This window comes from Nitratireductor sp. ZSWI3 (assembly GCF_024655565.1).
GTDB lineage: Bacteria > Pseudomonadota > Alphaproteobacteria > Rhizobiales > Rhizobiaceae > Nitratireductor.
In genome coordinates this window covers 119,908-133,088 of sequence record NZ_JANKOF010000001.1, presented here as the reverse complement: position 1 = coordinate 133,088, position 13,181 = coordinate 119,908, and the positions used below count along the sequence as shown (strand labels likewise).

The following is a 13,181-nucleotide window of genomic DNA, read 5'->3' as shown; positions in this document are numbered from 1 at the left end:
CACAGGCCAATCTCTAGGATGCTGTGCGTGAAGGGAGCAGTGATGAGGAATTTTCATGGCGAAGAGCGACAAGCAAGCGCGCCTGCCCGAACTCCCTGAGGATCTTCGTGTGCTGCTGGGCGAAATCGAGAAAGAGCCGGTTCCAGAACGGCTTCTCGAACTGGCACGAGAACTCCAGCGCGCATTGACGGCTTGCAAAGAGGGAGGGATTTTCATGGGCGACAGGAGAGCGGCCAGGCACTGACGTTGGCTCTTCACCTGCAGGACAAGCGGGTGCGGACGGCAGCGTTTCGATCTCCTCTCAGTAATCTCCAAACCGTCCGCGCTGACGTGCGGGGTTCTCCCGAATGGCTTTTTCCTGCTTCCGGCTCGGCAACGCCTCGTCCGGACGTTGATCTGGATTGTCGTCATCCTCTTCCAGCGATTGCGTTTGCGAAGGCTGGTTTCGGTCGGGCTGCTCGACGAGCGCCGGCTCGGTGGTCGCGCCGCTGAAGTCGGCGCTGGCGACATCGAAGGCCGCGGCCCTGGTCAGCAGCGTGCGGGCGCGATCAAGCAGCGTATGCCCGTCGGCATCGCCGACGCTCGACGTGTCGAGCTTGACGACAACCTCCTCGCCACCGTCGGTCACATATCTCAGCATCGTGTAGGGCGCTTCGTCATGCGAAATGACGATGTCTGTCACTTTCATGCCTGTCTCCTTCCAGACGCGACGCACGACGCTCCAGCCGGCGCATGGGGCAATCCTTCCTTGGCCGGAACAACGACCCGCGAAGTTTGTTCCTAGCGGCATGAGCACACGCATCTTCAAACTCGTGCCGGCGGCCGCAGACGGCGATCCGAACTGGGATCGGGCCACGAACCAGGGGGTGATCCTGGTGCGGGCCCGTTCGCCGGCCGATGCCCGGATCGTCGCGGCGGAGGCGGAAGCGGATTTTCTGGAGACCGACGCCAAGCCGGGCGACGGCGTTTCGACCCGCTTCGCCAGCGCGTTCCGCGACGACAAGCTCTACACCGTCATCGAACTCGACACCGGCACCTTTCCCGAGGAAGGGCCGCGCGAGGTGGTCGAGGGAACGATCTGCAATCCATTGAAGCAGGCCGTGCGCCGCCAGCCCGGAGGCCCGAAATGAGCGAAGCGATCACCACCACAAACCACGAGACGATCAGAAACTGGGCCGAGCAGCGCGACGGACATCCGGCGCGCGTCAGAACATCGCAGCCGGGAGGAATCCTGCGCATCGACTTCGGAGAGCCGGAAGAAGGCCTAGAGCCGATCTCGTGGGACGAATTCTTCGATATCTTCGATGAGAATGGCCTCAAGTTTCTCTACCAGGAGAAGACGGAGGGCGGCGGCGTGAGCCGGTTCAACAAATTTATCGACGGACACGGACGCTGAACGCTCGCAAAACGGGGAACATTCCGTCCGGCGAGCGATGCAGAGGAAGAACCCATGCAGGACCGACGCAGACACCAGAACCGCAAGCACAAGCGCCACGCGGTGGCGACCACGCCCACGAATGAGAGCGCCGCACCGCCGAAACCCATCGCCGACGCCGGCGACGTCGGAGGCGGTTCGGCTCAGCCCTACGAAGTCGAGGTTCAGGAAGATGCCGTGGCCAGGCAGACCTTGCGGAAGCGCGAGCCGCACGGAATCGACAAACCGGCGAAGCAGTAGCCGGCAGCGCTTGTTGCAATGGCGGAACCAGGAAGGAGACAGACATGCGAGTGAGTGAAGTGATGACCCGTAGCGTGCGCGTCGCCAGTCCCGACCAACCGATCAGGGAGGCGGCTTCCATCATGGCCGACATCGATGCAGGCGTGCTCCCCGTCGGCGAGAACGACCGTCTGGTCGGAATGGTCACCGATCGCGACCTCGCCATCCGCGCGATCGGCAAGGGCAAGGGACCGGACACACCCGTCCGCGAAGTCATGACCGCCGACGTCAAATACTGCTTCGAGGACGAAGACACCGAGCATGTCGCCCGCAATCTGGGCGATCAGCAGATCCGGCGCATTCCCGTGGTGAACCGCGACAAGCGGCTTGTCGGCATCCTGTCGCTGGGCGACCTCGCGATCGAGCAGGGCGCCAGCCCGGCGGGCGACGCGCTGGAAAACATCTCGCGGCACGGCGGCAGGCACACCACGCAATAGCATCCTGCGACACACGCACCGAAGACGCTGAGACGGCCGGCGCTGCCGGCCGTTCACACGCCGAAGGGAAAGGTATCGGGAACCCCACCCGCCTGACTGGTGCCGAATGGCGTGACGGCGCTCGTCCGGTCGAACCAGACGAAGGCGTCGAACTGCCGCGACAGCGAGGCGAGCGCGTAGTGGCTCTCGACCTCCGTCTCCGGCCGATAGATGACACCGATGAAGCGTTCGAGCCGCATCGGCGCCAACGCGTCGGCAAGCTGCCCCTGCCGCGCGAAATCGACCAGGAACCGGCCGCCGCCCGCCGCGTGAAACAGCGTCTCGTAGCTTTCCTCGTGAGAGGGACGCACCGTCTTCACCCGCATCGGGCCGCCCCAATCGTCAGCGGCGGCGACGGTTCCCTCATGGGTACCGAAGCCGATCAGCGCCACATCGTCGCCAAAGCGCTCCCGACAGAGCTGCCCCACATTGAGTTCGGAGCGAATCTGCCCCATCTCCGTATGCCGTGCATCGCCTATATGCGAATTGTGCGCCCAGACCACCGCCCGCGCTTGCGGGCCATGCGCCTCGAGCACATGTTCCAGCGTCTCGAACATGTGCCGGTCCCGCAGATTCCAGGCTTCCGCGCCGCCGTAATACATGATGCGGTAATACTCTTCGGCCGCCTTCACCAGCCGGGCGTTCTGTACCGCGTCGAGATAGCCTTCGCCGTCATGCGCAGCATATTCCAGCTCTTTCGCCAACAGGTCCCGGCACTGGGCGATCACCGCTTCCTCGCATTTGCGGTAGCCGCTGGTCAGCATGGCGCGGCCATAGGTGGAGGGCTCGCGCTGCCACGGCGTCAGGCAGCCATAGCGCTCGCGCGCGGCGGCGGCGGCCTCCCGGTCGATGCGGTCGAGATAGGTCAGCACCGCCTCTATCGAGGCGCTCATATTGTAGATGTCGAGCCCGTAGAAGCCGGCGCGGTGGGCCGGGCCCTCGCGTTTGGCGTTGTGGCCATGGAGCCAGCGGACAAAGGCGCTCACCTGCGTGTTGCGCCACATCCAGGCCGGGAACCGCTGAAACGGCGGCGCATCCGGCCGAGGGGGCAACCCTTTCACATGGCGGCCGATGGCCGCGGCATCGGGCCAGTCCGCCTCGACGGCGACGAAGTCGAAGCCATGCTCCTCGACGAGCCGCCGGGTGATCGCGGCGCGCGCCCTGTAGAATTCAGACGTTCCGTGGCTTGCTTCGCCCAGCAGAACGATGCGGCGGTCGGCGAACCGGTCGAACAGGCGGCCGAAAGCTTCATCGCCCAGTTCCGGCAGTTTCTCCGCCGCGCGGGCGATCATCTGCGGCAGCGTCGCCGACGGCGCATGATGGTGGAACGCTGCCGCCGTATCGTTGCCGGCCGGCTCCTGCCCGCCGACCAGCGGGACGAAGGCGACCGAGCCCAGATAGACGTCCTCGAAGGCCGTCGCGCTCGTGCGGGTGATCCGCATGAGCTGCTGATGCTGCGCGGCATCCTCCACCGGGATGACCATGCAGCCGCCGATGTCGAGCTGATCCCTGAGCGCCTGGGGCACCGTCGTGCCCGCCGCCGAGACGATGATCGCATCGAACGGCGCCTCTTCGGCCCATCCCGCAGTGCCGTCGCCGGTGCGGACGCGCACATTGTCGTAGCCCAGGCCGGCCAGACGCGCCCGCGCCCGCTCGGCGAGCCGCGCATGCCGCTCGATCGCGTAGACGCTTCCGGCGATGCGGCTCAGCACGGCAGCGGCATAACCGGAGCCGGCGCCGACCTCGAGCACCTTGTCACCCGGCTTGACGCCCGCCGCCTCGATCATCATGGCGACGACGAAGGGCTGCGAGATCGTCTGTCCGGAGCCGATCGGCAGCGGCGTGTCGTCGTAGGCGAACTCCTCCATGCCGGGTTCCACGAAGCGCTCGCGAGGCACTTCTTCCATCGCCGCCAGCACGGAAACATCCTCGACGCCGCGCTTGGTGATGTGGTTCAGGACCATCATTTTCCTGGCGTGTGCGTAGTCGAGCATCTCAAACTCCCTCGCTGCCATGGCTGGACCTGTGGAGGCGGCACGGGCTCGTGCGCTTACTTGTTGGTGCGCCCGGTCTCGCCGCGCCGGACACCGCCGGCCGATGTCGTGTCATTGCGGACATCGCCCTCGAAGGTGTTTTCGCCATCGAGCAGATCGCCGCCCTTACTCGTGCCCGGCGACGTCCCGATGCCCGGATTCCGCTTCAGGTCCTTGTCGGTGGGTGTCTTGAACTTGGAATGCTTCGTGCTCGCCATCTTCGCTTCCTCCGCGCCTCGACGGTTTCCGACCGTCAGTCGACTTCTCTGCTCAAACCGTGCAGCACCGAATTTGTTCGTGCCCGGCGCGGAACACTGTTCCGAACGGCTGGTTGGGTGGGGGACGAAGCAAGGAACGGAAGCACGAAATGTCTTTTGCCCTTCAAAGCCCCGCCTTTCCGGACGGCCGCTCCATCCCGCGCCGCTATGCGCGCGACGGCGGCAACGTTTCGCCGCCGCTGGTCTGGCAAGACGCGCCGGAGGAGACGAAGAGCTTTCTTCTGGTGGTCGACGATCCCGACGCGCCCTCCGGCGTGTTTCATCACTGGCTGGTCTACGACATGGACGCAAGGAGCGACCGGCTGGCCGAGGACGCCACGGCAGGCGTCGCGAACGGCAGCCTGCGGCAAGCGGTGAACGATTTCGGCAACCGCCAGTATGACGGCCCGCAACCGCCGCGCGGCGACGGCCCGCATCACTATCATTTCCGCCTTTTGGCACTCGACGTCGAGAGGCTGAACGTTCCTGACGGCGCTTCGATCAGAGAGATCATGAGAGAGGCGTCCTCGCACCTCATCACGGAAACCGAGACGGTCGGCACGTTCGAAGCGGCCTGAAGCGGGCCCGGAACAATCCGCACCCTGCACCGTTAGCCCTCCGATTCGCTATGCGGATCCAAGGGCCGGCGGCCTCCTCTACGTACCTCCATGCCGCCGGCCTTTCGTTCGGGCACCGGCCGGGCACCGGCATCGCCCGGCGAACAGGGCCCTTCGGCCACCCCGTCCATCTGCGGCGCACGCACTCCTTGACAAGCGTTCACAAGACGAAATTATAGGGGACCAATGAAGAAAAAGGTCTCGTGCCTGGGGAACCTTGCTTGAATCTCGAAAGCGTCCGCTCCAACTCTTCCATCGCGCTGGAGAAGCTGCGTCAGCTTATCCATGAGCATCGGCATGACCATGAATGGCAATTCCCCCCTGAGCGGGAATTGGCCCTGTCCATGGGGCTCGGGCGGCGCGCCGTGCGGCGCGCCATGGAGGTTCTGGAAGCCGAAGGCCTCATCTGGCGGCAGCAAGGCAAGGGAACCTTTATAGGAAGTCGTCCCGTTCCGGAGCGGCAGTTTTTCGGCAATCTGGCGGACCGCACCAACCCGCTCGAAGTCATGGAAGCGCGCCTGCAGATCGAGCCGGCCCTGGCGCGGATGGCGGCCCTTCGCTGCACCGGCGACGACATCGCCGCGCTGGAACGGCTGTCGAGGAAGACGGTGACCAGCAGCGACGACGACGCCTGGGAGCTGTGGGACAGCGCCTTCCATCGCCGCATCGCCGAATGCGCCGGCAACAATCTGATGCTGACGCTTTTCGACATCACACAGCGCATCCGCCAGGATCCCGACTGGCGGCGCCCCCGGGCGCAGGCGCGGACGCCGGAGCGGCGCGAACGGGCTCACCGCTACCATGAGGAGATCGTCCGGGCGCTGGCCAGCCGCGACGGCGCCGCCGCCGAGCGGGCAATGCGTCAGCACCTTTCGGTGCTCAATGCGGATCTTCAGTCGATCATGCTCGGCGAGGAGGAAGCCGCCTCTCCGACAGGCCAGGCACTCAGATCAGAAGCGGGCACCGCATGAGCCCGACCGCCGCCGCAAAAGCCATCGCCTCCGATCCGGACCCGGCCAGCGCCGATACGGTGCTCGCGGTCGAGAATTTCGCATTGAGCTTTTCCCACAGTGCCCCGACCAACCTGATCGACGGCATCTCCTTTCGTGTCGGGCGCGGCGAGACGCTCTGCATCGTCGGCGAGTCGGGCTGCGGGAAGAGCGTCACCTCGCTCGCCCTGATGGGGCTTCTGCCATCCCCTCCGGCACGCATCGTCAGCGGCTCGGCCCGCTTCGAGGGACGCGACCTCTTCACCTTGCCGGAGCGCGCGATGGCCAATCTGCGCGGCAATGGCATGGCGATGATCTTCCAGGAGCCGATGACCTCGCTCAACCCGGCCTTCACCATCGGGCACCAGATCGCCGAGGGCATCATGCGCCATCGCGGGCTGCCCAAGGCGGCGGCGCGCGGCGAAGCGCTCAAGATGCTCGAATGGGTGCGCATCCCGGCGGCCGCAAAGCGCCTCGATGCTTATCCGCACCAGCTTTCAGGCGGGATGCGGCAGCGCGTCATGATCGCCATGGCGCTCGCCAACCGGCCGCGCCTGCTGATCGCAGACGAGCCGACGACGGCGCTGGACGTGACCATCCAGGCCCAGATCCTGGCGCTCATCCGCCGCATCCAGGCGGAAACCGGCACCGCCGTGATCCTGATCACCCATGACCTCGGCGTGGTCGCGGAGGTCGCCGACCGCGTTGCGGTGATGTATGCCGGCCACATCGTCGAGCAAGGGCCGGTCGGGGCGATCTTCGACGATCCGCAGCACCCTTACACGATCGGGCTTTTTGGCTCGATCCCCTCGCTCGGCCGCCGCCAGGGGCGCCTGGCCACCATCAAGGGCGCGGTCCCGCCACTCGATCTGATGCCCAAGGGATGCCGCTTTGCGCCGCGCTGTCCTTTTGCGGATCAGCGCTGCATGGAGGTGGTGCCGCCAAAGGCCGAGCTTGCGGACGGCCATGAAGTCGCCTGCTGGTATGCGCCGATCGAGGCGAAAGTGGAGACGCGGCGATGAGCGGCTCTTGCGGCGATGCCGGTCCGATCCTCGAGGGCAGCCACCTCGTCAAGCGCTTCGGCGGCCGCCGGGGTCTGCTGCAGACCGAGCCGACCGTTCACGCGGTGAGCGACGTTTCCCTTGCCGTCGCCGCCGGCGAAACCTTCGCCATCGTCGGAGAATCGGGCTGCGGCAAGTCCACGCTTGCCCGTCTGCTCCTGCGCCTGATCGAGCCGACCGAGGGACAGGTCTTCTATCGGGGACGCGAGATCACCAGCCTCTCCGCCGGCGAGATGCGCGCGTTGCGGCGCGAGATGCAGATCGTCTTCCAGGATCCTTTCGCCTCGCTCAATCCACGCATGACGATCGGTGCAATCATCGCCGAGCCGATCAGGCTGCACGGGCTGGCGCGCGGCCGTGCCGTGGACGAACGCGTGGCCGACCTGCTGCGCGTCGTGGGCCTGCGGCCGGAATATGCCGATCGCTACCCGCACGAGTTTTCCGGCGGCCAGCGCCAGCGCATCGGTATCGCGCGGGCGCTTGCCGGCGAGCCCAAGCTGATCATCGGCGACGAGCCCGTCTCCGCCCTCGACGTGTCGGTGCAGGCCCAGGTGATCAACCTGCTCGAGGATCTGAAGGACCGCTTCGGCCTGACACTGGTCATCGTCGCGCACGATCTCGCCGTCATCCGCCACATGAGCGATCGGGTGGCGGTGATGTATCTGGGCGAGGTGGTGGAGCTCTCGCCCGTCGACCCGCTCTTCGAGACGCCGCTGCACCCCTACACGCAGGCGCTGCTGCAGGCGATCCCGGTGCCGGTGCCGCAGTCCCGGGAGGAGCATGACCTGCCCCGGGGCGACATTCCGAGCCCGACAGCGCCGCCGCCGGGCTGCCGTTTCCACACGCGCTGCCCGCATGCGCAGGCACGCTGCGGCGAGCAGCATCCGCCGCTCGAAGCGGTCGGCGACGGTCGCAGCGTCGCCTGCCATTTCTGGCGCGAGATCCAGGCCGGCGGCAATCCGCCCGCGCCGGCTCCCCACGGCAGTGCCAAGCTCGCCCAGCGGCTCGAGCTTTATCGCGCCCACCAGGCGCGCCGGGAAGAGGAAGCCATCACCACGGCCACGGTCGAATGACGAAGGAGGCGTATCGATGAAATCACTCAAGACGCTTGTGCTCGGGGCGGCGCTTCTGGCAAGCACCGCCGCCATGGCGGCGGATCTGCGGATCGGCCTGCAGGACGACCCCGACGTGCTGGATCCGCATCGCGCCCGCACCTTTGTCGGCCGCATCGTCTTCACCTCGCTCTGCGATAAGCTGGTCGACATCAACGAGAAGCTGGAAATCATCCCGAGCATCGCCACCGAGTGGAGCTGGAACGACGACGGCACCATCTTGACGATGCGGCTGCGCGACGGCGCCAAGTTCCACGACGGAACGGCAATCGACGCGGCGGCGGTGAAAGCCAATCTGGACCGTGCCCGCACCGATCCCGAAAGCCTGCGCAAGAGCGAGTTGAAGTCGATCTCCGACATTGCGGTGGTGGATCCTGCGACGCTCGCCATCACGCTGTCGGGCCCGGATGCCGGCCTGCTCGCACAGCTCACCGACCGCGCCGGCATGCTGATGTCGCCGGCCTCTTTCGACAAGGATCCGGGCCAGACACCGGTCTGCTCCGGTCCCTATAAATTCGTCGAGCGTGTTCAGAACGATCGCATCGTGCTGGAGAAGTTCCAGGATTACTGGAACGCCGACCAGTATCATTTCGACACGATCACCTTCGTGCCGATGCCCGACGCCACGGTGCGCCTTGCGAACCTGCGGGCCGGCGACGTCGACATCATCGAGCGTGTCGCGCCTTCCGACCTCGAGACGGTCAAAAGCGATGCCTCGATAAAACTCGCCTCGGTGACCGGCCTCGGCTACCAGGCGATCGAGGTCAACATCGCCAACGGCGCCAGGGCCGACAACCCGCTCGGCAAGGACAAGCGGCTGCGCCAGGCGCTCGATCTGGCCATCGACCGCGATGTCATCAACCAGGTGGTCGGCGCCGGAACCTATCAGCCCGCCTACCAGCCCTTCCCGCCGGCGAGCTTCGCCCACGCCCCCGACATCGGCTCGGGCGGGCGCGATGTCGAGCGGGCCAAGGCGCTGCTGAAGGAAGCCGGCTACGAGCGGGTGCCGTTCGAGCTCACCTTCGGCAACAACACGATCATGCAGCAGGTCTTCGAGCTCGTGCAGGCGATGGCCGCCGAAGCGGGTTTCGACATCAGCCTTCGGCCGACCGAGTTCGCCGCCCTTCAGTCGGTGCTCAAGAGCGGCGAGTTCGAAGTCGGTCAGTCGGGATGGTCGGGACGCGTCGACCCCGATGGCAACATCCACCAATACGTCAGTTGCGAGGGTGGCCTGAACGACACGAAGTACTGCAACAAGGAGGTCGACGCGCTGCTCAACGAAGCGCGCGCCACCTCCGATCCCTCGGCGCGCAAGGCACTCTACGACAAGGCGCAGGCGATCCTGCGGGAGGACATGCCGGTCATCTATCTCTTCTATCTGCCCTGGCCCTTCGCCCACAAGGCAGGCATCGAGGGTTTCACCGCCTATCCCGACGGCATGATCCGCCTCGCCGGCGTCGATCTGGCGGGCTGAAGCGAAAATCGCGCCGGCCGGATCGCGGCCGGCGTCCCGCAAGCAACAAAACAGAGGGAACCGAAATGAGAACGCTTCTTGCAACGCTCCTGACCGGTACCGTCCTGGCAACCTCGGCTGCCTGGGCACAGGACTTCCGTATCGGCCTGCAGGAGGATCCGGATCTGCTCGATCCACATCGCGCCCGCACATTTGTCGGCCGCATCGTCTTCACCTCGCTCTGCGATAAGCTGATCGACGTCGACGCCAAGCTGAACTTCGTGCCCGAGCTCGCCACCGAGTGGGCCTGGAGCAACGACAACAGGACGCTGACCTTCAAGCTGCGCCAGGACGCGCTGTTCCACGACGGAACGCCGTTCAACGCAGAGGCGGCCAAAGCCAATATCGAGCGAGCCCGCACCCTGCCGGACAGCCTGCGCAAGAGCGAGCTTGCCTCCGTCGAGAGCGTCGAGGTGGTCGACGAATTCACCGTCGCGCTCAACCTTTCGAAGCCCGACGCAACGCTGCTTGCCCAACTCTCCGACCGCGCCGGCATGATGCTTTCGCCGGCGACCTTCGAGGCAGAGGTGGCGACAAACCCCATCTGCTCCGGTCCCTACAAATTCGCGAGCCGAGTCCAGAACGATCGCATCGTGCTGGAGAAATTCGCCGAGCATCGCGAGGCGGCGGACTATCATTTCGGCCGTCTGATCTTCCAGCCGATCCCCGATTCCACTGTCCGTCTCGCCAATCTGCGGGCCGGCGACATCGACATGCTGGAACGCCTCAATCCGTCCGATGCGGAAAGCGTCCGCAACGACGACGCCCTGCAGTTCATGCCGGTGGCGGGCCTCGGCTATCAGGGCATCACAATCAACACCGGCGACGGCGAAAAGGCGGACAATCCGCTCGGCCGCGACAAGCGCGTGCGCCAGGCCCTGCAGCTTGCCATCGGCCGCGATGTGATCAACCAGGTCGTCGGCCAGGGCCTATTCGAGCCGGCGCAACAGCCCTTCCCGAAGGCCAGCCCCTACAACAGCCCGGCCTTCCCCGTCGTCCAGCGCGATCCGGAAGCCGCCAAGGCGCTGCTTGCCGAGGCGGGCGTCGAAAACGTCTCGTTCGAGCTCAGCTTCGGCAACAACACCACGACGCAGGCCATCAACGAGCTGATCCAGGCGATGGCGGCCGAAGCGGGCTTCAACATCAGCCTGAGGCCGACCGAGTTTGCCGCCATGCAGCAGGAGATGAAGAGCGGCAACTACCAGGCCGCACAGATCGGCTGGTCGGGGCGCGTCGACCCCGACGGCAATCTGCACCAGTTCGTCACCTGCAAGGGCACGCTGAACGATTCCAAATATTGCAATCCGGAGGTGGACCGGCTGCTCAACGATGCGCGGGTGACCCCGGATGTCGAGAAGCGGCAGGCGCTCTATGAAGAAGCGCAGAGGATCCTGCAGGACGACCTGCCGATCATCTATGTCTACCACCAGCCCTGGCCGTTCGTGCTGTCGAGCGCCGTTTCAGGCTTCACCGCTTATCCCGACGGCATGGTGCGCCTGAAGGGTGTGACGCTGGCCAGGTGATACCCCGAGACCGCAGCAGCTATTCTGCTGCGGTCTCGCCGGCAAGACAACGAACGGACGAGAATGCTCAAAATCGTGCTCCGAAGGCTCCTGGTGGCGATCCCGACGCTGATCCTCGTGTCGCTGATCGTGTTCAGCCTGCAGAAGCTGCTGCCCGGCGACCCGCTGCTGACCCTGGCCGGCGAGGAGCGCGACCCGCAGGTGCTCGCCTTCCTGCGCGAGAAGTACCATCTCGACGATCCGTTCCACATCCAGTACCTGGCCTGGCTCGGCAACGTCCTGAGCGGCGATTTCGGCCATTCGCTCAGGACCGGCGTGCCCGTGGCGACCCTGATCGCCCAGAAGCTGCCGGTCACGCTGCAACTCGCCCTGATGGCCATCGTGCTGGCTCTGTTGATCGGCATTCCCGCCGGCGTGCTCTCGGCCGTGAGGAAAGGCACGCCCACGGACTATGCCGCCAACGTGGTGGCGCTGTCCGGCGTCTCGATCCCCAATTTCTGGCTGGGCATCATCCTGATCATGGTCGTCTCGGTGCAATGGCAACTCCTGCCCGCGTCCGGCTACGTGCCGCCGACGGAGAACTTCCTGCAGTCGATCCGCACCATGCTGATGCCGTCCTTCGTGCTCGCCACGGCGCTCGCCGCCTATCTGATGCGGCATACGCGCTCGGCGATGCTCAGTGTGCTGTCGTCCGATTACATCCGAACGGCGAAGGCGAAGGGGCTTCTGCCCAAGGCCGTCGTCCTGAAACATGCGCTCCGCAACGCGCTGATGCCCATCGTCACCCTGACCACCCTATTGTTCGGCGAGCTGCTGGCCGGTGCCGTCCTCACCGAGCAGGTCTTCACCATTCCCGGATTCGGCAAGCTGATCGTCGACGCCGTCTTCACCCGCGACTATGCGGTGGTGCAGGGCGTCGTGCTGTGCGCGGCGGTCGGCTTCATCTTCATGAACCTCGTCGCGGACATCCTCTACATCGTCATCAATCCCCGCTTGAGACATCCCCAATGAGCGTACAGGCAGAAGCCATAGCGCCGCGGCGCAGGTTCGGGCGAACCGTCACGAAATTCTTCAGCAACCGCAGCGCCGTCGTCGGTGGGCTGACCGTCCTCATCTTCGTGCTCCTGGCGGTGGGAGCGCCCGTCTTCGCAACGCACGATCCCGCCCAGACGAGCTTCACCACCATCCGCCACGCTCCCTCGCCTGAATTCTGGCTCGGCACCGACGAACTCGGCCGCGATGTCTATTCACGCCTGCTCTACGGCGCGCGCGCCTCTATGCTCGCGGGCGTCATCTCGGTTTCGATCGCGCTCCTGGTGGGCGTGCCCTTCGGGCTGGTGGCAGGCTTTTATGGCGGCTGGGTGGACGCTGCCGTTTCACGCGTCACCGAAGCGATGCTGGCCATTCCCTTTCTCATCCTCGCCATCGCGCTGGCGGCCTTTCTCGGGCCGAGCCTGTCCAACGCCATGATCGCCATCGGCCTTTCGGCAACCCCCATCTTCGTCCGGCTGACGCGCGGACAGGCGCTGGCCGTCAAGACGGAAGACTATGTGGAGGGCGCGCGGGCCATCGGCCTGCCGAACCTCCTGATCATCACGCGCTACATCTTTCCGAATGTCCTGCCGCCGATCGTCGTCCAGGCGACCATCACCATCGCCACCGCGATCATCGCCGAGGCAAGCCTCTCCTTCCTCGGGCTCGGCCAGCAGCCGCCCAGCCCTTCCTGGGGCTCGATGCTCAACACCGCCAAGAACTTCATGAGCCAGGCCCCCTGGATGTCGATCTTCCCCGGCGGGGCGATCTTCCTGGTGGTGCTGGGCTTCAACCTTCTCGGCGACGGGCTGCGCGACGCGCTCGACCCGCGAGACAACTGATACCAACACGGA

Annotated in this window: 16 protein-coding genes; 13 read left to right on the top strand and 3 right to left on the bottom strand. The window is 65.6% G+C overall.

The features are described from left to right. Positions 1–55 precede the first annotated feature (55 nt). Positions 56–244, top strand: a complete 189-nt coding sequence (locus NUU27_RS00620) for a hypothetical protein (RefSeq protein ID WP_257760089.1) — start codon at positions 56–58, stop codon at positions 242–244. Positions 245–301: 57 nt separating this feature from the next. Here the strand turns inward: NUU27_RS00620 and NUU27_RS00615 are convergent, their stop codons facing one another. Then, positions 302–688 carry a hypothetical protein gene (locus NUU27_RS00615; protein ID WP_257760088.1) on the bottom strand — a complete coding sequence of 129 codons (387 nt, stop codon included), beginning with the start codon at positions 686–688 and terminating at the stop codon, positions 302–304. Between the two features lie 100 nt (positions 689–788). Between NUU27_RS00615 and NUU27_RS00610 the strand changes: the two genes are divergently transcribed. Genes NUU27_RS00610 through NUU27_RS00595 form a run of 4 tightly spaced genes read left to right on the top strand, consistent with a single transcriptional unit; the run spans position 789 to position 2,151 of the window. Then, positions 789–1,130, top strand: a complete 342-nt coding sequence (locus tag NUU27_RS00610) for a hypothetical protein (protein ID WP_257760087.1) — start codon at positions 789–791, stop codon at positions 1,128–1,130. Next, a complete protein-coding gene (locus NUU27_RS00605; protein WP_257760086.1) occupies positions 1,127–1,396 on the top strand; it encodes a hypothetical protein in 270 nt (89 codons plus the stop codon). The genes NUU27_RS00610 and NUU27_RS00605 overlap by 4 nt, the downstream gene beginning before the upstream one ends. 54 nt (positions 1,397–1,450) lie before the next feature. After that, positions 1,451–1,675, top strand: coding sequence for a hypothetical protein (locus NUU27_RS00600; RefSeq protein ID WP_257760085.1), 225 nt, complete (start codon positions 1,451–1,453; stop codon positions 1,673–1,675). Positions 1,676–1,719: 44 nt separating this feature from the next. Next, entirely contained in the window at positions 1,720–2,151 is a 432-nt protein-coding gene (locus NUU27_RS00595) for a CBS domain-containing protein (protein WP_257760084.1), read from the top strand. Between the two features lie 53 nt (positions 2,152–2,204). Here the strand turns inward: NUU27_RS00595 and NUU27_RS00590 are convergent, their stop codons facing one another. Next, positions 2,205–4,184 carry a protein-L-isoaspartate(D-aspartate) O-methyltransferase gene (locus NUU27_RS00590; RefSeq protein WP_257760083.1) on the bottom strand — a complete coding sequence of 660 codons (1,980 nt, stop codon included), beginning with the start codon at positions 4,182–4,184 and terminating at the stop codon, positions 2,205–2,207. Positions 4,185–4,240: 56 nt separating this feature from the next. Further along, positions 4,241–4,441 carry a hypothetical protein gene (locus tag NUU27_RS00585; RefSeq protein ID WP_257760082.1) on the bottom strand — a complete coding sequence of 67 codons (201 nt, stop codon included), beginning with the start codon at positions 4,439–4,441 and terminating at the stop codon, positions 4,241–4,243. A 149-nt stretch (positions 4,442–4,590) separates the two neighbouring features. On the opposite strand from NUU27_RS00585, the gene NUU27_RS00580 reads away from it, so the two are divergent. The 8 genes from NUU27_RS00580 (at position 4,591) to NUU27_RS00545 (ending at position 13,169) form a co-directional block, all read left to right on the top strand. After that, entirely contained in the window at positions 4,591–5,058 is a 468-nt protein-coding gene (locus NUU27_RS00580) for a YbhB/YbcL family Raf kinase inhibitor-like protein (RefSeq protein WP_257760081.1), read from the top strand. Positions 5,059–5,318: 260 nt separating this feature from the next. After that, positions 5,319–6,068 carry a FadR/GntR family transcriptional regulator gene (locus NUU27_RS00575; RefSeq protein ID WP_257760080.1) on the top strand — a complete coding sequence of 250 codons (750 nt, stop codon included), beginning with the start codon at positions 5,319–5,321 and terminating at the stop codon, positions 6,066–6,068. Next, the gene (locus NUU27_RS00570) at positions 6,065–7,108 is read left to right on the top strand and encodes an ABC transporter ATP-binding protein (RefSeq protein WP_257760079.1); all 1,044 of its coding nucleotides are present in this window, start codon (positions 6,065–6,067) and stop codon (positions 7,106–7,108) included. Before NUU27_RS00575 ends, NUU27_RS00570 begins: the two co-directional genes overlap by 4 nt. Next, positions 7,105–8,220 (top strand): ABC transporter ATP-binding protein, encoded by a 1,116-nt coding sequence (locus NUU27_RS00565; RefSeq protein ID WP_257760078.1) that lies wholly within the window; start codon positions 7,105–7,107, stop codon positions 8,218–8,220. Before NUU27_RS00570 ends, NUU27_RS00565 begins: the two co-directional genes overlap by 4 nt. A gap of 16 nt (positions 8,221–8,236) precedes the next feature. Next, a complete protein-coding gene (locus tag NUU27_RS00560; protein ID WP_257760077.1) occupies positions 8,237–9,733 on the top strand; it encodes an ABC transporter substrate-binding protein in 1,497 nt (498 codons plus the stop codon). Positions 9,734–9,798: 65 nt separating this feature from the next. After that, positions 9,799–11,295, top strand: a complete 1,497-nt coding sequence (locus tag NUU27_RS00555) for an ABC transporter substrate-binding protein (protein WP_257760076.1) — start codon at positions 9,799–9,801, stop codon at positions 11,293–11,295. A gap of 63 nt (positions 11,296–11,358) precedes the next feature. Next, a complete protein-coding gene (locus NUU27_RS00550) occupies positions 11,359–12,306 on the top strand; it encodes an ABC transporter permease (RefSeq protein WP_257760075.1) in 948 nt (315 codons plus the stop codon). Beyond that, the gene (locus NUU27_RS00545; RefSeq protein ID WP_257760074.1) at positions 12,303–13,169 is read left to right on the top strand and encodes an ABC transporter permease; all 867 of its coding nucleotides are present in this window, start codon (positions 12,303–12,305) and stop codon (positions 13,167–13,169) included. The genes NUU27_RS00550 and NUU27_RS00545 overlap by 4 nt, the downstream gene beginning before the upstream one ends. The last annotated feature ends 12 nt before the right edge of the window (positions 13,170–13,181 follow it).